The sequence below is a fragment of the Pseudarthrobacter sp. NPDC059871 genome (assembly GCF_042731175.1).
In the GTDB taxonomy this organism is placed as follows: Bacteria; Actinomycetota; Actinomycetes; order Actinomycetales; family Micrococcaceae; genus Arthrobacter.
Map to the genome: position 1 here is coordinate 178,196 of NZ_JBHWJV010000004.1, position 21,063 is coordinate 199,258.

Annotated in this window: 18 protein-coding genes; 9 read left to right on the forward strand and 9 right to left on the reverse strand. The window is 68.5% G+C overall.

Annotated elements, in window-relative coordinates:
* The first annotated feature begins 31 nt into the window (after positions 1-31).
* Both ACFV4R_RS07685 and ACFV4R_RS07690 read left to right on the forward strand, forming a co-directional pair.
* Positions 32-835, forward strand: a complete 804-nt coding sequence (locus ACFV4R_RS07685; protein WP_377201800.1) for an SDR family NAD(P)-dependent oxidoreductase — start codon at positions 32-34, stop codon at positions 833-835.
* A complete protein-coding gene (locus ACFV4R_RS07690; RefSeq protein WP_377201801.1) occupies positions 832-2,064 on the forward strand; it encodes an acyl-CoA dehydrogenase family protein in 1,233 nt (410 codons plus the stop codon). The genes ACFV4R_RS07685 and ACFV4R_RS07690 overlap by 4 nt, the downstream gene beginning before the upstream one ends.
* 53 nt (positions 2,065-2,117) lie before the next feature.
* Here the strand turns inward: ACFV4R_RS07690 and ACFV4R_RS07695 are convergent, their stop codons facing one another.
* The gene (locus tag ACFV4R_RS07695; RefSeq protein ID WP_377201802.1) at positions 2,118-3,008 is read right to left on the reverse strand and encodes a DUF1684 domain-containing protein; all 891 of its coding nucleotides are present in this window, start codon (positions 3,006-3,008) and stop codon (positions 2,118-2,120) included.
* Positions 3,009-3,159: 151 nt separating this feature from the next.
* On the opposite strand from ACFV4R_RS07695, the gene ACFV4R_RS07700 reads away from it, so the two are divergent.
* The 4 genes from ACFV4R_RS07700 to ACFV4R_RS07715 all read left to right on the forward strand — a co-directional run bounded on the left by ACFV4R_RS07700 (position 3,160) and on the right by ACFV4R_RS07715 (position 7,246).
* Positions 3,160-3,642 (forward strand): NADPH-dependent F420 reductase, encoded by a 483-nt coding sequence (locus ACFV4R_RS07700; protein WP_377201803.1) that lies wholly within the window; start codon positions 3,160-3,162, stop codon positions 3,640-3,642.
* Between the two features lie 7 nt (positions 3,643-3,649).
* Positions 3,650-3,847, forward strand: a complete 198-nt coding sequence (locus tag ACFV4R_RS07705) for a hypothetical protein (protein WP_377201804.1) — start codon at positions 3,650-3,652, stop codon at positions 3,845-3,847.
* Positions 3,848-3,970: 123 nt separating this feature from the next.
* Entirely contained in the window at positions 3,971-6,784 is a 2,814-nt protein-coding gene (ppc, locus tag ACFV4R_RS07710; protein ID WP_377201805.1) for a phosphoenolpyruvate carboxylase, read from the forward strand.
* A 156-nt stretch (positions 6,785-6,940) separates the two neighbouring features.
* A complete protein-coding gene (locus tag ACFV4R_RS07715) occupies positions 6,941-7,246 on the forward strand; it encodes a hypothetical protein (RefSeq protein ID WP_056077060.1) in 306 nt (101 codons plus the stop codon).
* A 23-nt stretch (positions 7,247-7,269) separates the two neighbouring features.
* Here the strand turns inward: ACFV4R_RS07715 and ACFV4R_RS07720 are convergent, their stop codons facing one another.
* Complete coding sequence (locus ACFV4R_RS07720; RefSeq protein ID WP_377201806.1) at positions 7,270-7,887, reverse strand: DedA family protein; 618 nt, start codon at positions 7,885-7,887, stop codon at positions 7,270-7,272.
* 48 nt (positions 7,888-7,935) lie between these two features.
* Positions 7,936-8,955: an RluA family pseudouridine synthase gene (locus ACFV4R_RS07725; protein WP_377201877.1), complete on the reverse strand. Its 1,020-nt coding sequence runs from the start codon at positions 8,953-8,955 to the stop codon at positions 7,936-7,938.
* Between the two features lie 98 nt (positions 8,956-9,053).
* On the opposite strand from ACFV4R_RS07725, the gene ACFV4R_RS07730 reads away from it, so the two are divergent.
* Both ACFV4R_RS07730 and ACFV4R_RS07735 read left to right on the forward strand, forming a co-directional pair.
* A complete protein-coding gene (locus tag ACFV4R_RS07730) occupies positions 9,054-9,686 on the forward strand; it encodes an ArsR/SmtB family transcription factor (RefSeq protein ID WP_377201807.1) in 633 nt (210 codons plus the stop codon).
* Positions 9,679-10,371, forward strand: coding sequence for an SRPBCC domain-containing protein (locus ACFV4R_RS07735; RefSeq protein ID WP_377201808.1), 693 nt, complete (start codon positions 9,679-9,681; stop codon positions 10,369-10,371). Before ACFV4R_RS07730 ends, ACFV4R_RS07735 begins: the two co-directional genes overlap by 8 nt.
* A gap of 131 nt (positions 10,372-10,502) precedes the next feature.
* Here the strand turns inward: ACFV4R_RS07735 and ACFV4R_RS07740 are convergent, their stop codons facing one another.
* Positions 10,503-11,984 (reverse strand): PLP-dependent aminotransferase family protein, encoded by a 1,482-nt coding sequence (locus tag ACFV4R_RS07740; RefSeq protein ID WP_377201809.1) that lies wholly within the window; start codon positions 11,982-11,984, stop codon positions 10,503-10,505.
* A 60-nt stretch (positions 11,985-12,044) separates the two neighbouring features.
* On the opposite strand from ACFV4R_RS07740, the gene ACFV4R_RS07745 reads away from it, so the two are divergent.
* On the forward strand, positions 12,045-12,734 hold the full coding sequence (locus ACFV4R_RS07745) for a YitT family protein (RefSeq protein ID WP_377201810.1): 690 nt from the start codon (positions 12,045-12,047) through the stop codon (positions 12,732-12,734).
* Here ACFV4R_RS07745 and ACFV4R_RS07750 read toward each other — a convergent pair.
* From ACFV4R_RS07750 to ACFV4R_RS07770, 5 genes are all read right to left on the reverse strand, one after another.
* Positions 12,698-13,528, reverse strand: coding sequence for an Fpg/Nei family DNA glycosylase (locus ACFV4R_RS07750; RefSeq protein ID WP_377201811.1), 831 nt, complete (start codon positions 13,526-13,528; stop codon positions 12,698-12,700). The genes ACFV4R_RS07745 and ACFV4R_RS07750 overlap by 37 nt on opposite strands.
* The gene (locus ACFV4R_RS07755) at positions 13,521-18,686 is read right to left on the reverse strand and encodes a DEAD/DEAH box helicase (RefSeq protein WP_377201812.1); all 5,166 of its coding nucleotides are present in this window, start codon (positions 18,684-18,686) and stop codon (positions 13,521-13,523) included. The genes ACFV4R_RS07750 and ACFV4R_RS07755 overlap by 8 nt, the downstream gene beginning before the upstream one ends.
* 118 nt (positions 18,687-18,804) lie before the next feature.
* Positions 18,805-19,446: a DUF4232 domain-containing protein gene (locus ACFV4R_RS07760; RefSeq protein ID WP_377201813.1), complete on the reverse strand. Its 642-nt coding sequence runs from the start codon at positions 19,444-19,446 to the stop codon at positions 18,805-18,807.
* Positions 19,447-19,546: 100 nt separating this feature from the next.
* Positions 19,547-20,284 (reverse strand): YcnI family protein, encoded by a 738-nt coding sequence (locus ACFV4R_RS07765; protein ID WP_377201814.1) that lies wholly within the window; start codon positions 20,282-20,284, stop codon positions 19,547-19,549.
* Positions 20,285-20,367: 83 nt separating this feature from the next.
* Positions 20,368-20,994 carry a hypothetical protein gene (locus ACFV4R_RS07770; RefSeq protein ID WP_377201815.1) on the reverse strand — a complete coding sequence of 209 codons (627 nt, stop codon included), beginning with the start codon at positions 20,992-20,994 and terminating at the stop codon, positions 20,368-20,370.
* Positions 20,995-21,063 lie beyond the last annotated feature (69 nt).

A 21,063-nucleotide genomic window follows, 5' to 3' on the forward strand; every position in this document is an offset into this window, starting at 1 on the left:
GCGCTTTCGGGGGCCACATCAAGGAGGATGCATGGATGTCAGAGGCAGTGCAGCACTGATCACCGGAGGTGCGTCGGGCCTGGGGGCTGCCACGGCCCGGGCGCTGTTCCAGGCCGGAGCGTCGGTGGTGCTGTTGGATCTCCCGTCCTCGGCCGGCGCGGAGCTGGCGCAGGAGCTGAATGCGTCCGCGGAAACGCGCGCATCAGGCCAGTCCGCAGTCTTCGCCCCCGCGGACGTGACCAGTGAGGCTGAGGTGCGCGCCGCCGTCGCCACCGCCTCCGGGCTGGGGCCCCTGCGGATCGCGGTGAACTGCGCGGGCATCGCCACCCCCGGCAAGGTTTTGGGCCGCGACGGCGTTTTGCCGCTCGAAGCGTTCAACCGGGTGGTCCAGGTGAACCTCATCGGGACGTTCAATGTGCTGCGCCTGGCCGCGGAGGCGATGGTGGCCACGGAGCCGGCCAACACGGACCTGGGCGGTCCCGAGCGGGGCGTCATCATCAACACCGCCTCCGTGGCTGCCTTCGAAGGGCAGATCGGGCAACCCGCCTATGCCGCCTCCAAGGGTGCGGTAGCGGCCATGACGCTGCCCATCGCCCGGGAACTGGCGCGCTCGCTGGTCCGCGTGGTCACCATCGCGCCCGGCATCTTCGAAACGCCCATGATGGCAGGCCTGCCGCAGGAAGCCCAGGACTCGCTCGGAGCGCAGGTACCGCACCCGTCGAGGCTGGGCAGGCCCGGGGAGTACGCCAACCTGGTGCTGCACATTGTGGACAACGCCATGCTGAACGGCGAGACCATCCGCCTTGACGGCGCCATCCGGATGGGGCCCAAATGAGCGCCGCCGGGCGTTCGGCCGCTGCTGGGCTGCCGGACGCAGACTTCTTCGCCGTCGAATCCCTGCTCAGCCAGGCGGAACGGAACAAGCTCGCCGAGCTCCGGGACTTCCTCGCCGCCGAGATCGCCCCGTACGCCGGGGACTGGTGGAACAGTGCCGAGTTCCCCGCCCACATCCTGCCCAAACTCGCCGCCCTGGAGCTGAGCACCCCCTCCCAGCGCGGCTACAGCCACTTGTTCGCAGGGCTGGTGATCGCCGAAATGACCCGGGTGGACACTTCGATCGCAACGTTCTTCCTGGTCCACCATGACCTGTTCGTCCAGTCCCTGCACGCCTTCGGATCCGAGGGCCAGAAGGAGCGGCTCCTCGCCGACGCCTCGGACCTCCGCATCACCGGAGCATTCGCGCTCACGGAGCCGCTGCACGGCTCCGACGTGGCCGGCGGCATGGAAACCACGGCACGGCGGATCTCCTCCGCCACAGGGGAGGACGACGACGGCGGCGACACCTGGGTGCTCAACGGAGCCAAGCGGTGGATCGGCAACGGGACGTTCTGTGACTACATGCTCGTGTGGGCGCTCGACGAAACGGCCGGGCCGGATAACCCGGCCGGGTCGGTGCGGGGGTTCATCGTGGACGCCACATTGCCGGGCATCACCCGCAGCCGGATCGAGAACAAGATCGCGCTGCGTACGGTGCAGAACGCGGACATCGTCTTCAAGGACGTCCGGGTGGCCGAGGCCGACCGGTTCACGCCGGTCAGCAGCTTTGACGACACCAAGGAGCTCCTGCGCAGTTCACGGATCATGGTGGCCTGGCAGGCCGTGGGGCAGCAATTGGCGGCATTCGACGTTGCACGGCAGTACGCCGTGGAGCGCCAGCAGTTCGGCCGGCCGCTGGCCCACTTCCAGCTGATCCAGCAGCAGTTGGTGACCATGCTGGGCAACGCCGTGGCCAGCATGGGGATGCTGGTCCAGCTGGCCAGGCTGCAGGAGGAAGGCTCGGCGGACATGGCCCAGGTGGCGCTCGCCAAGTCCTACGCCAGCGCCAGGATGCGGGAAACCGTGGCGCTGGGCCGCTCCATCCTGGGCGGGAACGGCATCGTCACCGATTACCGCATGGCCAAGATCTTCGCCGATGCCGAGGCCATCTACACCTACGAGGGGTCTTACGAGATCAACACCCTCATTGTGGGGCGGGCCATCACCGGGATTTCGGCGATCGCCTGAGCCCGGCCACGGTGGTTCCCGAGGCTGGGCGCCTGTGGTTGCGCCGGTAGAGGCTACGCCGGGTACGGCTGCTTCTCGCCCGCCTCCACCCGGAGATCCAGGCTGTTGTTCCGGACCGGCATGGGGCAGGTTCCGAAGGGCGTGAAAGCGCTGGGATAGTTGATGGCCCGGTTGAAATCGAGGACCACCGTGAAGCTGCCGTCCGGATTCGGCCGCGGCCTGGGCGCCGAGACCTTCCGCCACTCATCTGTCGTATCGCCGTTCGTTTCGTCATGGAACGTGACCGTCAAAGCCCCGAGCTTCTCCTCCTCGGCCTGCAGCCGGAACTCGTGGGGACTGCCCGGAAGCCGGAACACCACCTCGCCCACGGTCCGGTGGACGCCGTCCACCAAAGGGTTGGCGGTGCTGATCGGAACATCAACCGGTGAAGGGTACGGCTCAAAGCGGGCCGTCACTTCCCACTCCGGGTTGTAGGGATAAGTAGGCACGCCGTCGAATTCGGTGAACACCGGCGACTCAGCGTCCCGCGTGCGGATCGCATACCGCCCTCCGCGCCTGGCCAGTTCCACCACCGTCCGGTCGCCGGCGGGGCCGCCGAACTGCACCCACATCAGGGATTCCTCATCGGCGAGGACCGCGGTGATGGTGCCGTCCACCGTTTCGCCCGTCTCCACCAGCGTGAGGCCGTCGGAAGGCGCCGCGGTGAGTACCGCCGTCGTGCGTTCCTGGGAGTTGGCGCCTTCCGCGGACCCGCTGCCCTGCGTGGACCACAGACCGGGGACGAGTTCGACGGCGGCAGGGGAGTCCTCCAGCCACTTGAAGGAGGTGAGCGTGAGCCAGCCGTGGCCGGCGGCCAGGGCCTTGTCCCGGTTGGCGCGGAACCGCTGCCAGCGCTCGAGTTTGGCGGTTGGCGCGGTGGTCCCTGCGGGTGTGGTGGTGCTCATGATTCCTTCCAATCTCGTCTGCCCGCTACAACCGGCGCCTGCCCCGGTTCATTCCGGGGCGTCCGCAGCGGCTGCCTGCCCCTTGCGGCGCCGGCCAGCGAAGGTACGCTCTTGAGGCAAGGGGACAGGGATCCGGCGAGCAGGAGAAATCATGAAAATCGCAGTCTTTGGAACCGGCACCGTGGGCCGGACGCTCGCCGCGGCGTTCAGCTCCCTGGGACATGACGTGGTGATGGGAACCAGGGATCCTGCGGAGACTGCCCGCCGTACGGAGCCTGGCCCCATGGGCGGGCAGCCATTCAACGAGTGGCAGGCGGCGCACCAAAGCATCCGGCTGGAAACGTTCGCCGCAGCCGCGGAAGAAGGCGAAGTGGTGGTCAATGCCACCAACGGTGCCGCATCGCTTGCGGCCCTTGCTGCCGCCGGGGGCGCCAACCTGGCCGGGAAGGTCCTGCTGGACGTGTCCAACCCGCTCGACTTCTCGCAGGGAATGCCGCCCGTCCTGAACCCGGTCAACACCGAAAGCCTGGGGGAACGGATCCAGCGGGCCTTCCCGGACGCGAGGGTGGTCAAGACCCTCAACACCATGAACGCGGGACTGATGGTTGACCCGGGGAAGGCTGGCGGACGGTGAGCATTCAGTGTTCGTCTCAGGCGACGACAGCGAGGCCAAAGCCCAAGTCACAGGGCTGCTGCAGGCGCTGGGCCACCGGGACATCATCGACCTTGGCGATATCACGTCAGCCCGCGGGGCGGAGATGGTGCTTCCGCTGTGGCTGCGCCTCTTCGGGGTCCTGGGCACCCCGGATTTCAACTTCAAGGTGGTGCGGGGCGGGTGACACAGTCTGAGACACATTCTGCCTTCGCCGTGCCAAAGGGGTAGCATCTTCTGCTAGTAACGTGGCTCACAGTATCCAGCGCAGTGTACGAGCCAAGTCCGAAACCCTCGAAAGATTGCTTCCATGGCTCACACTGCAGCACACCCCGAATCCGATCTTGCCTCCGAACTCAGGGCAGACGTCCGCCGGGTCTCCACCCTGCTGGGCGAATCCCTGGTCCGCCAGCACGGGCCCGAGCTCCTTGACCTCGTGGAGCAGGTCCGCCTCCTCACAAAGGAATCCAAGGAGGCTGCCCGCGGCGGCGCCGACGCCACCGGCCCGTGGAGCGCGCACGACGTCGTCGCCCAGGTCCGCGAACTCCTGGGCTCCCTGCCGATTGAGCAGGCAACAGACCTGGTGCGGGCCTTCGCGTTCTATTTTCACCTGGCCAACGCCGCCGAACAGGTCCACCGTGTCCGTGGCCTGCGCACCCGCGCGGAGAAGGATGGCTGGCTGGCCAAGACGGTAGCGGAGATCGCCGGCCAGGCCGGACCCGAGGTGCTGCAGGAAGTGGTCAATGGACTGGACGTCCGCCCCATCTTCACCGCCCACCCCACCGAGGCCTCCCGCCGCTCGGTGCTGGACAAGATCCGCAAGCTCTCCGACGTCCTGGCCCAGCCCACCATCGAGGGCACCACAGCGCGCCGCCGCCAGGACCGGCAGCTGGCCGAAATCATCGACCAGATGTGGCAGACCGACGAGCTTCGCCAGGTCCGCCCCACCCCGGTGGACGAGGCCCGGAACGCCATCTACTACCTGGGCGGCATCCTCACCGATGCCATGCCGGAAATGCTGTCCGAGCTGTCCGAACTCCTGGGCGAACACGGCGTCACCCTGGCCGCGCAGGACGCCCCGGTGAAGTTCGGCTCCTGGATCGGCGGTGATCGTGACGGCAACCCCAACGTGACGGCAGCGGTCACCCGCGAGATCCTCCAGATCCAGAACCAGAACGCCATCCGCATCAGCATCGGCATGATCGACGAACTGATCTCCATCCTCTCCAACTCCACGGCGCTCGCCGGCGCGGACCAGGTGCTGCTGGACTCCATCGACGCCGACCTGAAGAAGCTCCCCGGCCTGGACAAGCGCGTCCTTGAACTGAACGCCCAGGAGCCCTACCGGCTGAAGCTGACCTGCATCAAGGCCAAGCTGATCAACACCGGCAAGCGCGTCGTGGCGAACTCGAACCACGAGCACGGCCGCGACTACAGCAGCACGGACGAACTCCTGGCAGACCTCGACCTGCTGGAACTCTCGCTCCGCAACCACTCGGCGTCGCTGGCTGCCGACGGCGCCCTCGCCCGGGTCCGCCGGGCCATCGCGTCCTTCGGCCTGCACCTGGCCACCCTCGACATCCGAGAGCACGCCGACCACCACCACGACGCCGTCGGGCAGCTCATGGACCGCATCGGCGGACCCGGGCTGCACTACGCCGAACTGAGCCGCAAGGAACGCTTCGAGGTACTGGGTTCCGAGCTCGCCTCCCGCCGCCCGCTGTCCGGCCACCCGATCAAGCTCGACGGCGCCGCCGACGGCACATACGACGTCTTCCGCGAGATCCGCCGGGCCCTGCGCATGTACGGCCCGGACGTCATCGAGACCTACATCATCTCCATGACCCGCGGCGCGGACGACGTCCTGGCTGCCGCCGTGATCGCCCGCGAGGCCGGCCTGGTCAACCTGTTCGGCGAGAAGCCCTACGCCAAGCTGGGGTTCGCGCCGCTGCTCGAAACCGTGGAGGAACTCCGCGCCTCCGCCGAAATCATCGACCAGCTCCTCTCCGACCCCTCCTATCGCGAACTGGTGCGGCTGCGCGGGGACGTCCAGGAAGTCATGCTGGGCTACTCGGACTCCAACAAGGAATCCGGCGTGATGACCAGCCAGTGGGAAATCCACAAGACCCAGCGGAAGCTGCGTGATATCGCCGCTAAGCACGGCGTCCGCGTCCGCCTGTTCCACGGCCGCGGCGGTTCCGTGGGCCGCGGCGGCGGACCCACTTACGACGCCATCCTGGCCCAGCCCAACGGCGTCCTGGAAGGCGAAATCAAGTTCACCGAGCAGGGCGAGGTCATCTCTGACAAGTACTCGCTGCCTGAGCTTGCCCGCGAAAACCTGGAGCTCTCGCTGGCCGCCGTGCTCCAGGGCTCGGCGCTGCACCGCGATCCCCGGACTTCCGACGACCAGCGCGAACGCTACGCGCACGTCATGGAAACCATCTCGGACGCCGCCTTCGAGCGGTACCGCAGCCTGATCGACCACCCGGACCTGCCGGCGTACTTCATGGCGTCCACCCCGGTGGAGCAGCTCGGGTCGCTGAACATCGGCTCCCGCCCGTCCAAGCGCCCTGACTCGGGTGCGGGCCTTGGCGGGCTGCGCGCCATCCCGTGGGTGTTCGGCTGGACCCAGTCCCGGCAGATCGTCCCCGGCTGGTTCGGCGTGGGGTCAGGCCTCAAAGCCGCCCGCGAGGCCGGCAACTCTGAGCAGCTGGTGGAGATGATCGGGCACTGGCACTTCTTCCGCTCTGTGCTCTCCAACGTGGAGATGACGCTCGCCAAAACGGACCTGGACATTGCCGGCTACTACGTGGACACCCTGGTCCCCAAGGAGCTGCACCACATCTTCCGTGCCATCCGTGACGAATACGAACTCACGGTGACCGAGGTGCAGAACCTCACCGGCGAGCACGTGCTCCTGGACGCCCAGCCCACGCTCAAGCGCTCCCTCGAGGTCCGCGACCAGTACCTGGATCCCATCAGCTACCTTCAGGTGGAGCTGCTTCGCCGTGTCCGCGCGGAAGCCGGCGAGGGCATGAGCAACGGCGAGATCGACGAACGCCTCCAGCGGGCCATGCTCATCACCGTCAACGGTGTGGCAGCGGGCCTCCGCAACACCGGCTAAACCCCACGCGCGCTCACTAGTGGCGCTTCTCCCCGGAACGCGCGCTCACGTGTGGTGCCTAAAACCGCAACCCCCGCTCACTCTCCTGAAGAGAGTGAGCGGGGGTTGCGGGTTTAAGCCCGGCATGTGAGCGCGCGTTTCGATAAGGTTGAAGGCATGCCTTCGTTCCAGACCCGCCTGAAGATCACCGGGCTCCGGCCGGGCAACGCCCCCGAATCCGTCATGGACGCCGCCGTGGAGGCACTGGGAACCCGCCACCACGTCGAGTCGCACCAGCTGCAGATCGCCGGCGGTGTGCCGCTGCTCAACCTGCGCTTCCTGGTGGAGGCCACCGAATACAGCGGCGAGAACCGGCAGGCGGTGGAATCGGCAGCCATGATGCGCGACGCCGTCGAACGCGTTGCGCTGACAGGTTCCCTGAGCGTGCTGCGGCGCAGCCGCGGCAAGTGGCTGCCTGTCTGAACTAGAAGAACTCCAGCCAAGGTTCAGCCCAGCGGGCCGGGCTCCTCCACGGGGGAGCGGTTGCCGCGGCGGCGGGTCACGATGATTCCGACGACGGCGCCCACCACCAGGCCGAGCACCACACCGATGAGGGAACTCGCCCAGAACGGCAGCTTCGTTGCCGATCCCGTGAAGTAGCCGAGCCCCACCAGCCAGCAGGCCCACAGCACCGCCCCGAGGCCCGCGCACAGGCTGAAGCCCCGCACCGAAACATTGGCAATGCCGGCGGCGGCTGACGTGGCAAGCCGCCCGCCCGGAATGAACCTGGCACCGATGATGGCCCCGTAGGTGGAGGACCTGCCGGCCTTCGCGAGGCCGACGTGGATGCCCTGATGCACCCGACGGCCCCATTTCCAGCGGTCCAGCACATGGCTCAGGCGGCGGCGGAACAACTGGAACACCACGATGTCGCCCGTCCACGATGCAATGGCGGCGAGGGCCAGCACCAGGAAAATGTTCGCCCTGCCGTCGGCGGAGAGCGCGCCGCCGGTGATGACCACCATTTCGGACGGGATGGGCGGAAAGATGGCGTCGCCAAGGACCACGGGGATGATCCAGAAATAGATCGCCTCTCCCCAGCTGTCAGCGCTGACGAAGTCCATTGCCACAAGGTACCGCACTTCCGCGGCCGGGCGGCCGGGCTGCCGGGGTCAGGCCGCAGGACTCCCGAAGTTTTCCGGTGCCGTCCGCGAGCGTGCCCGGACCGTTTCGCTGAGCTCAAGGCTGCTCCGGTATTCCACCGGGCTGCCCGAGATCGGATCCACGAACCGGATGCCGCGGGCCAGCAGCTGCAGCGGTTTGGCGTAGTTGTCCGGGGCCTTGTCCAGCAGCTCGGGGTAGAAGGCATCGTTGACGATCCCGAGTCCCAGTGAGGCCATGTGGACGCGCAGCTGGTGGGTCTTGCCCGTGTGCGGTTCCAGCCGGTACCGGGCGAGGCGGGCGGGACTGCCCGGCGCCGCGGCCATGCTGCCGTCGGCACCCGCGGAGGCGCCGCCGTCGAGCATTTCCTGCTGCTCAATCCGCGTCTCCGCGTTCGGCTCGCCCTCCACCACCTCGGCCAGCAGGTAGCTGCGGGACTTGGTCATCCGGTTGCGGACCACCACGGGGAAGTCGACGGCGGGATGTCCCGGCGCGGGGTCCGCGGCCGAAATGCACTCGTACTCCTTCTGCACCTGGCGCTTCTCGAACAGCACCTGGTACTTGCCGCGCGTCTGCGGGTTGGTGGAGAACAGCAGGACGCCGGCGGTCATGCGGTCCAGCCGGTGCATGGGGATCAGGTCCGGCAGTTCCAGCTGGTTCCGCAGCCGCACCAGGGCCGATTCCTGGATGTAGGTGCCGCCGGGGGTGGTGGGCAGGAAGTGTGGCTTGTCTACCACCAGGAGGTGTTCGTCCTGATGCAGGATGCTGAGGTCCACGGGGATTCGTGTTTCCGGGGGAAGCGTGCGGTAGTACCAGATGAAGGTGTGGTCTTCGAGCCTGGTGTTCCGGCTCAGGGGCACGCCGCCCTCGCCCACAATCTCGCCGGCGTCGAACCTGTCCTCGATGCCCTGCGGATCGATGTGGCCCCAGCGGTGCATCATGTAGTCCATGGCGGTGTCCCACGGGCCCTCTTCAGGGAGGCGAAGGCGGGTGGCATTCACGCCGTCGCGCACGGGAAGGGGGGACTGCATCACCGGTCCATTCTACCGGCGCGGCTTGGGGGCCCCTTGCGGTACCGACGACAAAAAAGTTCTTGACAAAAAAAGTTGTCGGTTGGCACACTTAACCCATGTTGGACATTGCAGTGATCGAGGACCCAGCGGCGGCCGAAGCCTCGCTGGACCCCATCCGCTCCACCATCCTCCGTGAGTTGGCAGAGCCCGCCTCCGCCACGCAACTGGCGGTCCGGGTGGGGCTGCCGCGGCAGAAGGTGAACTACCACCTCAAATCGCTGGAGCGGCACGGCCTGGTGGAACTGGTGGAGGAGCGGCGCAAGGGCAACGTCACCGAGCGCGTCCTCCAAGCCACGGCGGCCTCCTACCTGATCTCACCCACGGCCCTGGCTTCCGCGTCGCCGGATCCGCGGCGCTTTGCCGACAGGTTCTCGGCGTTCTGGCTCCTGGCACTCGCGGGCCGGATGGTCCAGGAAGTGGGGAAGCTGATCGCCGGAGCTGCGACGGCCCGGCAAAAGCTGGCCACCTTCGCCATCGAGGGCGAGATCACCTTCCGCACGGCAGCGGAGCGTGCCGCCTTCGCCGAGGAGCTGGGCGTCGCCGTCACGCAGCTGGTGGACAAGTACCACGACGCCGGCGCCTCCTCCCGCGGACGGCGCCACCGCCTGGTGGTGGCACTCCATCCCGTCCTCAAACCGTCCCCCGAAACCCCACACGAACCCGCAACCAAGGAGCAGGGCCATGACTGACAACCGCAACTTCGAAATCGTCTACGACACCGAGCTTCCCGGTACGCCGGAGCGGGTCTGGGAGGCTGTCACCGCAGGGACGCCCGGATGGATGTTCCCCACGGACCAGTGGCCTGCAGTGAAAACCGTGGAGGAGTACCCCGCCCACCTCGTTTCCCGGATGGACGGGCCGGATGGCTGGTTCAACCAGCTGGAGCACGTCCTGGAGCCGCTGGACGGCGGCCGTGCGCGCCTGCACTACGTCCACAGCGGGATCTTCGCGGACAACTGGGATGAGCAGTACGACGGCGCCAGCCGCCACACCGAGTTCTACCTGCACACCCTGGGCCAGTACCTCCAGCACTTCGACGGCAAACCTGTGGTGTTCACGGACATCCAGGGGCCCGCTGGCTCCCAGGCGCCGGACGGCTTTGCACGGCTCCGCCGGGCGCTGGGCGTTGAGTCGGCGGTGCAGGGCAGTCCGGTGGAGATAGAGCTCGACGGCGTGGGCCGGCTAGCGGGCGAGGTGGACTTCTCCAACGAGCACTTCCTCGGACTGCGCACGGAGGACGCCCTCTACAGGTTCTTCGGCCGCAACGCGTGGGGCGCCCCCGTGGGCATGACGGTGCACGATTTCAGCGGCGCCGGCGATTCTGAGACCACGGCCAAGGCCTGGAGCGGATTCCTGGAGCGCGTCTACGCCTAGCCTGGCCGGGCCGTTGCCCGCCATGGCCGCATGAGCTGCCGGATCGCTGGAACGCTGCGGGGACGCTGTTCCGCCGCTACGGCGATTCGGCACCGTTCCAGCGATTTCGGCGATCTCTTCGGCGGCCGCGGTCAGGCAATGGCGACGGCGGGGGCCTGGGTCAGTGAGCGCCGCAGCTGGGGTGCGGCATCGAGTCTGTCCTGGGCGGCCCGCAGGGCCAGCGCGGCGGCCTCGAGTTTGGTGGGCGGCAGGGTGAAGGGGAGCCGCAGGTACCGCTCAAAGGCGCCTCCGATCCCAAACCGGGGCCCGGCGGCCAGCCTGATCCCGTAGTCCGGGGCGATCACGGTCAGGGCCGTACTGACGGGGGCCGGTAGCCTGCACCACACCGACAGGCCGCCGGAAGGTGACGCTGTGTGCCATGCCGGCAGATGCTCCCGCAGCAGTTCCAGCAGCGCGGCACGGTTGTCCCGGAGGGTGTCCAGCAGGGCCGGCAATGGCTCGTCCAGGGCCCGCACCAGGTGGGCTGCGGCCAGCTGTTCCATGACCGGTCCGCCCAGGTCCAGGATGCTCCGGGCCGCAGTGAACCGCTGGATCATCGTCTCGGAGGCGCGGATCCAGCCCGTGCGCAGGCCGCCCCAGTGGGACTTGCTCAGCGACCCCACGGAAACCACCGCACTGCCGAAGCCGGCCAGGGGAGTGGAGCGGACGCCGTCGAGGTTCAACTCCCGCAGTGTCTCATCGGCGATCAGTACGGTTCCTGCTGCGGCAGCAGCCGCTACCAGCCGGCGGCGCTGGGCATCGGGCATCATCATGCCCGTGGGGTTGTGGAAGTCGGGAACGAGGTAGGCGATCTTGGGACGCTGCTGCGCCAGGGCGGCTTCCAACGCCGGCAGGTCCCAGCCGGACTCCGCGAAACCCACCGGCACGGGCCGGCAGCGGGCAGCACGGATGGCGTCCAGCGCGTTGGGGTAGCTGGGGTGTTCCACCAGGACTTTGTCCTGCCGGTCGGCCAGGGTGCGGATGATGATGGTCAGCGCATGCTGCGCCCCGGACGTGACCATGATCTGCTCGGGACCGGTGGGCACGCCGGCCGCCGCATACCTGTCGGCAATGGCCTGGCGAAGCGGCAGGATCCCCACGGCGTCGTACCCGAATCCCGGCAGCAGCGCCGGCAGTTCCGTCAGCGCCGCAGCGAAGGCCCGATGCACCACCTCGCCGCTGGCCGGGAGCGCCGAGTAGGCAAGGTCGATCAGCCCTTCGGGCGCGGCCAGGCCGGGAGCCGTCAGGGCGGGAGTGGCCGAAGTTTGCGGGCTGTAGAGGGCTGGGCCGAAGGCGGTCCGCTCCGGGATGCGCGTCCTGCCGCGGCTGCCCTGTCCGCTGCTGAGGAACCCTTGCTCACGCAGGGCGGAGTAGGCCGCGGTGACAGTGGTGCGGCTGACGCCCAGTGCGGTGCACAGGGCGCGCTCGCTGGGGAGCGCAGTGTCGAGCGGTACACGGCCGTCCAGGATCAGGAGCCGGAGTACATCGGCCAGTTCCCGGTAAGCGGGGGCGCCGCCGTGGTGCCAGGTGCCGAGCATGCGGCCGAGTGCTGCTGCGCCAAGGGAGGGAGCCATGTAGCCAGTATCTCAAACTGGCTATGTAAATCAATGCCAGTTGAATGGGAGGGTGGACCAATGATGCTCCGCAGACTCGTTCAACTTTTTACCGGCCTTGCCATGTACGGCATCTCGCTGGCCCTTTTCATTCGCGCCGGGCTGGGCCTGGACCCCTGGGACGTGTTCCACCAGGGCGTGGCCAACCGGACCGGTTTGAGTATCGGCGCCGTGGTCATCATCGTCAGTTTCCTGGTGCTCCTGCTGTGGATTCCGCTGCGCCAGCGGCCCGGCTTCGGCACCCTCTGCAACGCCATCCTGGTGGGTGTCTTCGCCGACGTCGGACTGGCGCTGATTCCCTCGCTGTCCAACCTTGCCGGACAGCTGGGCATGCTGGCCGGCGCCGTTCTCCTGAACGCAATCGCCTCAGCGTGCTACATCGGAGCCAGGTTTGGGCCGGGGGCCCGCGACGGCCTGATGACCGGACTCGCGCGCCGCACAGGGTGGTCCGTCCGGTTGTCCCGCACCCTCATCGAGGTGGCAGTCCTAGCAGCAGGCTGGCTGTTGGGCGGGTCAGTTGGCGTGGGAACCGTGCTCTATGCTCTGGCGATCGGGCCGCTGGTACAGCTGCTGCTGCCCTGGTTCATGGTTCCGGCCGGTGCGCCGAAAGTGGCCCGGGTGGCGCCTTCGGACGAGCAGCTGGATGGAGGCCCGGAAGCCGCCGGCGAAACCAGTTATTCCGGGACGGGCTGGCACTTCGGGCAAAAGTAGATGTCGCGTTCCTCTTCGCCGTTCAGTTTCCCCAGCAGTCCGCGCCGCACGGGCGTACCGCATTTGAGGCACGGGTGCTGGTCCCGGCGGTACACCCAGTAGCCGGGCCTCCCGGCCATCCGGCCCACCGGCATGCCGCGGGCGTTGAGGATGGTGACGCGGCGGCCTGGGCCCAGGTTTGCTTCCAGGAGCTGCTTGGCGTCCGTCATCAGGGTGCGCAGCTCCGCCACCCCGGACACGGGTGTGGCGGGATGTACGCCGGAGAGGAAGCAGGCCTCGCAGCGGTAGATGTTCCCGATGCCGGCGAGGTTGCTCTGGTCCAGGATGGCCACGCCGATGGGAACCTCCGGCCGTGCCAGGAGCCGGCGCTCGGCTTCGTCCAGGTCCCAGTCCGGGCCCAGGAGGTCCGGACCAAGAAACCCCACGATGGAGTCCTCGTTCGCAGTCGCCACCACTTCCAGGATGCCCAGGGAGAAGCCGACGGCGTCCGCGGCCGCAGTGCGCAGCACGCACCGCGCGGTAAAGCCGGGTTTCCGCCACCTGCCACCGGGCGGGTAGACCTGCCATGTGCCTTCCATCTTCAGATGGGAGTGAATGGTGAGGGCCTTGTCCCCTGGCCCCTTCACCCGCATGAGCAGGTGCTTGCCCCGCGGGACAACCTCCGTCACAGTCCACCCGGTGAGGTTCAGCGTGGCGAAGCGAGGCACCCGGAAGTCCGAGGCCGTCAGTGTCTGGCCGGCCAGCGCCTCGTGCAGTTGCCGGGCGGCCCGCCAGACCGAATCTCCCTCAGGCACGGATCCTCAGACCTTTGGGGGTTGAGTAGGCGCCGGCAGCGCTCAGGGCAGCTGCAATGGGGGTGTCCAGGATCCCCTGGCCGTTCACTTTTTCCATAATCAGTTTGTCCACGGCTCCGCGGGTGACCACGCCCACCAGTGCTGCTCCGGCAGCATCAAGGACGGCGGGGTCGTCGGAGAACGCCAGCAGTGTCTTGCCGCCCCGCTCCACGTAGAGGACCAGGGCGCCGTCCACCAGCACCACCAGGGCTCCGGCTTTGCGGCCCGGCCGGTGTCCGGTGCCGGCATCGTCCCGCAGGGCCGGCCAGGGCAGGGCAGCGCCGTAGGGATTCGCAGGATCCGTGGCGGCCAGGGCAAGGGCCACGGGTTCGGGTTTGGCGATCTCGCTATCCTCCGCGTACGAGCGCAGCCGGTCCACCGTGGCCGGGACAGCGAACTGTGCCGCACCGAGGTGTTCGATGAAGTACCCGCGGCGGCACCGGCCGGCTTCCTCGAGCCTGGCCAGGACCTTGTACATCAGGCCGAAGCCACCCAGGATCTGCTCCGCCATGACCGAACCACGGGTCACCACCCCATACCTGTCCAGCAGGAGCTCGGCCGTAGCCCGGGCATGGATGGTGGCATCCAGTTCCGGCTGCGGCAGGGCGGACCAGCGTCCGGCAGCCATAGGGGGAGTGGCGGCTGCACCCTGGGAACCGTACCGCCCGCCGGCCAGGCCCGCTGAGCCCATCAGCCCCGTGCCGTGGGAGCGGCCCAGCCTGTTCAGCCGCGGAGCCCTGGACCGGGGGGCCTTCGCCACCTGGCGGTGGGCCGTATGGCCGCCCGCGATCAGCGACCGGACGGGCGCGAAGGTGTCACCGGTGACCCGTCCGGCCCAGGCGAGATCCCAGAGGGCGGACACCACTTCCTGGTCGCTGAGCACCGAGTCCATGCCCCCTGCAACCTCCGTGAGCTGGCGGAAAAAGTATCCGCCGCCGTTGTTCCGGAGATGGTCGAGTAGCCGCAGGCCGGCATCACCCGGTTCGTAGTCCGGTGCAGGGTTCAGCGTCAGCTCCGCGGAGTCGGCCAGGTGCAGGCTGATCCAGCCGTCATTTCCGGGCAGGGCACCGGCTCCGGACCAGAGGACTTCGCCGGCCGCCATGAGTTCGTCCAGCATGGCGGGCTGGTAGTTGGACACCCTGCCGGCCAGGATCAGGGGTTCCCAGGCTGATGCCGGGATGGGAACGCCGGACAGCTGGTCGATGGCGGTGACGATGCCGTCCAGCCCCCGCAGTGCCGGCTGCCCCCGCCCGCCGCCCGGGATCCGGACGTTTTGCCAAGCAGGAAGGAAACGGCCGTAAGCGGCGGCGTCCACGGGTTCCACTTCGGCGCGCAGTGCGGCCAGGGACCGCCGCCGGAGCTTCCGCAGCACTTCGGCGTCACACCATTCGCTGACTGCTGTGTGAACGGCTTCGCGTAGGATCTCTCCCTGCCGTCCGTCCCCGTCCGCAAGCCCGTCGTCCTCCCCGCCGGTTGGTGCGGACTCCGGCCCGGCTGCGGCGGGCGTTGCGTGCGGCCGGAACTCGCCTTCCACCACGCGGCCGTCATCGGCAAGGCGTTTAAGGGCGGTGACCACCACAGCGACGCCCAGTCCCAGCCGGGCGGCGGCTTCAGCAGCGGTGAAGGGCCCGTGCGTGCGGGCGTAGCGGGACACAAGGTCGCCCAGCGGGTCCGCCACAGGCTCGATAAACGCCAACGGCACACCCATGGGCAACGGAACACCGATGGCATCACGAAGGCGGGCCGCATCCTCCACGGCAGCGAACCGTTCGGCGCCGCCGATGTTGACCTTGATGGCGCGGTTGGCCCGCTGCAGTGCCACGAGGTGGGCGGTGGCTTCCTCAACAGTGGCCGGGGCGGTGTGGATCGGCGTAGTCTCAGCAGGCTCAGGCACCGGGTCGTCGGCAAAATCGGCTTCGGCCTGAGCTGCAGGGGTCCCGCCGGGCCCAGCTACCGGGGTCTCGCCGGGCTCCCCGGCCGTTGCAGGCTCAGCTCCGGCTGCGGGCTCCAACCGGGCGGCGGCCTCGTCCGGGTCCAGCGGGCCAAGGAGCCGCAGGAGGTCGGCCACACCCTCAAGTCCCCGCACCCTGCGGTCCGGCACCAGCCGCTGCAGTTCGCGTTCGGTGGCGTCGATGACCTTGGCATCCAGGAGCTCGCGCAGCTCCACCCGGCCCAAAAGCTCGTTCAGGAGGGTGGAGTCCAAAGCCAGCGCAGCGGCGCGCCGCTCCGCCAGCGGGGAATCGCCCTCATACAGGAATTGGGCAACGTAGCCGAAGAGCAGGGACTTGGCGAACGGCGACGGCTGCTGTGTGGTGGTCTGCACCACCCGCAGTTCGCGGCGTTCAACGGCGGCCGCGATGTCCTTCAGCGCCGGAAGGTCGTAGACGTCCTGGAGGCATTCCCGGACGGTCTCCAGGACGATGGGGAACGTGGGGTATTTCCGTGCGACATCCAGCAGCTGGGCGGACCGCTGCCGCTGCTGCCACAGGGGCTGCCGCTTGCCGGGGGTCTGCCGCGGCAGCAGGAGGGCACGGGCCGCACACTCTCGGAACCGTGAGGCAAACAGGGCGCTGCCGCCTACCTCGGCCGTGACGATCTGCTCCAGTTCCTCGGGGTCGAAGAGGAACAGCTCTGCGCCCGGGGGCTCGTCCTCCATCATCGGCACCCGCAGCACGATGCCGTCGTCGGCGGCCATGGCAGAGCCATCCAGGCCGTACCGCTGGTGGAGCCGCTGGCCCACGGCCAGTGCCCACGGTGCATGGACCGGCATGCCGAAGGGGCTGTGCAGGATCACGCGCCAGTCGCCGAGTTCGTCGTGGAACCGTTCCACCACCAGGGTGGTGTCGCTGGGGACCACTTCGGTGGCCTGCTTCTGTTCGGAGAGGTACTGGATGAGGTTGTTGGCGGCGAAGGCGTCCAGCCCGCTGGCCTGGCAGCGTTCCGCGGCTGGTCCGGCGTCGGAGGCTGACAGCTCGCGCACGAAGGCGCCGAGGGCGCGGCCCAGGTCCACCGGCCGGCCCAGAGAATCACCCTTCCAGAAGGGCAGCTTGCCGGGCTGGCCAAAGGCCGGGGAGACCAGCACGCGGTCGTGGGTGATGTCCTCGATCTTCCAGCTGGTGGCACCGAGCGCGAACACGTCACCCACGCGGGATTCGTACACCATCTCCTCGTCCAGTTCGCCCACGCGCCGCCCACCTTTGGGGGCCGGAGCCGGCTTGCCGTCCTCCGACGGGGAAGCCGAGCCCTCCATCTCCGTGCCGATGATGTAGACGCCGAACAGGCCGCGGTCCGGGATGGTTCCGCCGGAGGTCACGGCGAGCCGCTGGGCGCCGGGCCTGCCTTCGATGGTCCCTTCGTTGCGGTCCCAGATGATCCGTGGCCGCAGTTCGGCGAATTCGTCTGAAGGGTAGCGGCCGGCCAGCAGGTCCAGGGTGGCCTCGAACGCGGAGCGGGGGAGCGAAGCGAACGGGGCCGACCGGCGGACCGTGGCGAACCATTCCTCGACGTCGATGCTGCCCAGGGCGGTGGCGGCCACCGTCTGCTGCGCCAGGATGTCCAGGGGGTTGGCGGGGATGCTGAGGCGTTCGATTTTTCCGTCCAGCATGCGTTCCACGGTGATGGCCGTGTGCACCAGATCCGCCCGGTGCTTGGGGAACAGGACGCCCTGCGAAATTTCGCCCACCTGGTGTCCGGCACGTCCCACACGCTGCAGGCCGCTGGCCACAGATGGCGGCGACTCCACCTGGACCACCAGGTCCACCGCGCCCATGTCGATGCCGAGTTCCAGGGAGGACGTGGCCACCACACACCGCAGCCGCCCGGATTTGAGGTCGTCCTCAATGAGCGCGCGTTGGTCCTTGGACACCGAGCCATGGTGGGCGCGGGCCAGCACCGGGTCCGCTCCTGCGGAGCTTCCGGCCTGCGCCATCATGTGGGCGGGGGTGGCAGTAGAGGCAGGCACGCCCGACGCCGGCACGGAGCCACCGCCCGGTGCGCCGAACACCTCCGTGCCTTCCTCCAGGGGGCCGTCCCAGCCGCCGCCCGCGGCCATGAGCTGGCGTTCGGCGTAGATTTCGTTGAGGCGCGCCGTCAGCCGTTCCGACAGCCGGCGGGAGTTGGCGAAGACGATGGTGGACTGGTTGGCAAGCACCAGGTCAACGATCTTTTCCTCCACATGCGGCCAGATGGACGCCTGCGGCTGCAGCCCGGAGGCCGGGCCGGAGTCGAACGCGCCCGCTGCACCCTGGAGATCGGACATGTCCTCCACCGGTACCGACACCGTAAGGTCCCAGTTTTTCTTCGACGGCGGGGCCACGATTTCGACGGGAGCGGTCCCGGCAAGGAACTGGGCCACGAGCTCCTTGGGCTCCACCGTTGCGGAAAGTCCGATCCGCTGTGCGGGCTTGGGCAGCAGCGCGTCCAGGCGTTCCAGTGAAACGGCCAGGTGGGCTCCGCGCTTGGTGCCGGCAACGGCGTGGACTTCATCGATGATGATGGTGTCCACCTCGGTGAGAGTTTCCCGGGCCCGGGACGTGAGCATGAGGAACAGGGACTCGGGCGTGGTGATGAGGATGTCCGGCGGGTTGCTCAGCAGCGCCCGGCGGTCCGCCGTGGTGGTGTCTCCGGACCGGACGCCCACGGTGATCAGCGGGGCGGGCAGTCCCAGCCGCTTGGCTGTCTGTGTGATGCCGATGAGCGGGGAACGCAGGTTCCGTTCGACGTCCACGCCGAGGGCCTTCAGTGGCGAAATGTACAGCACCTTGGTTTTGCGCTTGGGTGCCCGGGGACGGCGGGCTTTCGCCGGGGCTTTGGTTCCTTTGGCGCCGGCCGCAGCGGCGGGTACGGCAGCCTCCGCCGTTTCTTCGGTGTCTGCCGGGGGCGCGGCCGAGAGGAGCCGGTCCAGTGCCCAGAGGAATGCCGCGAGGGTTTTACCGGACCCGGTGGGTGCCACCACCAGGGCATGCGAGCCCGAGGAGATGGCGTTCCAGGCGCCGTCCTGGGCGGGGGTGGGTTCGGTGAAGGCTCCCATGAACCAGTCGCGGGTGGGCCGGGTGAACTGGCCCATCGGCGCTGTAGCCACGGCGCCCCGGCCGTCCGTGGAGGGCTCTTCCTGGTTCATGCCTCCATCATGCCCCACCCCACCGACAGCACGGACGGTGCCAAGGGAACGGCCCTTCAATCCTTCCCGGCCTGCGTAAGCCGGACCGCCTGCTTTTTGGTGTCCTGAGGCCCTGGCGTCAGGCGGGCTGGAAGGCGCCGATGGTCAGCAGTTTGATGTCTGCGTTGCTGCAGGCAGTGGTGGGCTGGGCCAGGAAAAGGGACTCGGTGTCTTCCGGCGGGTAGATCCGGTAGCCGGCCGCATCAACTGGTGAGCAGTCGGTGTAATTGCCCGCCTGCGTGTACCTCAGCTGGGCCCAGCCCGTTTGGCCGGGTGCCAGCAGGACGTCCGTGACAGGAACGGATTCGTCCCGGGTTGCCGCCGCGCCAATGGGGCCGCCTGCCGCGTCAGCCGCGAGGGACACTCCGGGGAAGCCCTTGAGGATGCAGGGCTCGCTCCCGGTGTTGGTGAGGTTGAGCTTCATGTACACGCTGCCCGCGGCGCCGCCGCCGGACGCGTCGGTCGCTGCGGAAAGCACTCCCGCCTTGCACAGTCCGGGCCCTGCCGGTGTGGTGGTGGCAGGGGCAGCGGACGACGGCGGCGCGGCCGTTGTAGCCGGGGGTGCGGACTGCGAGGGGCTGGCGGAGCCCGTCCCCGGCCCGGCCGGGGTGGTGGTCGTTTGGCTCTGCGGCTGGCCGAGACCGCACGATGCAAGCATCAGGACAGCCGCCACGCCGGCCGTCGACAAGGCTATCCCCTGGAGTGTTTTCTGAGACCTCATGCCACCACCTTCGCGGCAGTCCGGGGCGGCGTCAACGATGCCACGTGGTCCCAAAGCAATTTGATGCCCGGATCGTGATGATCCGGGCATCAAACCGGGACTACTTGGTGCTGTCGGCTGCCTTCCGGCGTGCGCCGCTCCGGAGCAGTGCGAGCCCGCCGAGTACCAGTCCGGCCACGCCGGCCCCGAGGCCGGCCCAGCTGCGGGCATCGGATCCGCTGTCCGTCACGGACGCTGCCTGTTCCGTGTGGGTTGCCGCGGCTGCGCTGGCACCGTGCCCGTCGGACGTGGCTGCTTCGGTGATGGTGATGGACGGGGCCGGCGCCTTCAGTGAGTGCGGATCCTGGCCATCCTTCGCGATTTCCGACCAGTCAGTCTGGCCGGCCTCGCAGGTCTGCATCGTGGGGAAGTTCAGCGTGGTGCCGGCGGCATCGGGAAGCTTGACGGACAGGACCAGCGTGTCACGGAGTTCGTGCGCCAGGGGCGTTTTGGCCGTGTAGACGATCTGGCTGGTCCGCTTGGTGATGGAGCTGCCGTCGGCGAGCTTCTTCGGCTCGGCGAGCTGTTCGGTCACCTTTTCCGCAGTCCAGTTGGGGTTCACGGTGGGCTGGGCGTCGTTGAGCTCTGCCGGCAGGGTGATGGCCACTTTGGTGGTGGCGGATTCCTCGCAGCCATGGGGGATGGCGAACGTCAGCAATGCGTAGGAGTTGGCTGAGGTCTTGTCCGGCGTCACGCCCACATGGGCGGACGCGGCTCCGGCGCCCGCCAGGATCAGCGCGGCGGTGCCGCCTGCGGCTGCGGCTGTGGTCAGGGTACGGCGAAGTGTCGAGGAGTTCATGGGTTGCCTTTCTGGTGCACACCATCAGTGGCGTGCAAATTCTTTTTGGGAAGGCCCGGGCCGGCGTGCAATGGCGGCGCGGGTCAGTACGAAAGCACGACGGCGGAAGGCGGGCCGCGTCGGCTGTCCTGCCGCAGGTTCCGCCAGGGGCGGAGGGGAGCGGCGGCGGGGGGAAGCGCTGCGGGAACCGGCCCCGCGTCGTTGAAGGCTATGGGTGCGGGCAGGCCGGCGAGGGGCCGCAGCCAGCTGGCAAGGGCCCAGAGCGCCGCTTCGCCCTTGGCCAGCAGCAGGGCACATCCAAGGGTTGCCAGCGCGTGCGCGGCCAGCATGAGGGAACCTGACGAAGGGTCCGTTGGGCCCGTGTGCCCGGCAAGGGCCAGCAGGTCCGGCGGGAGCGACGGCACACCGTGCTGGTGGCCCGCATAGGCTGCCACGGGACCTGAAGGCTGTGAGGGCACGCTGAACGTGGCGAACAGTTCGTGCAGCGCCAGCTGCCCGCCGCCCATCAGCCCGGCCATGGCCGGGAAGGAGAGCTTGAGCTTGGTGGCAGCGGTGCTGGCGAGACCCGTGAGCGCCAGGATGGCCAGGAGGATCCCCGGAGCGGGCAGCTGCCCGCCGCCGGCCACGTGGGCGCCCGCCGCAAGGGTCAGGATTCCAGTTGCGAGGGCCGAAGCGCGCAGGAGGTGGAAGGGGGTGCGGTGTGCCTGCACTGACTCTCCCCTCCCCGTGCGGTGGCGCGAACAACGTCAGGAAACAGCGGCTGTTCCTGCCCGCCCGAT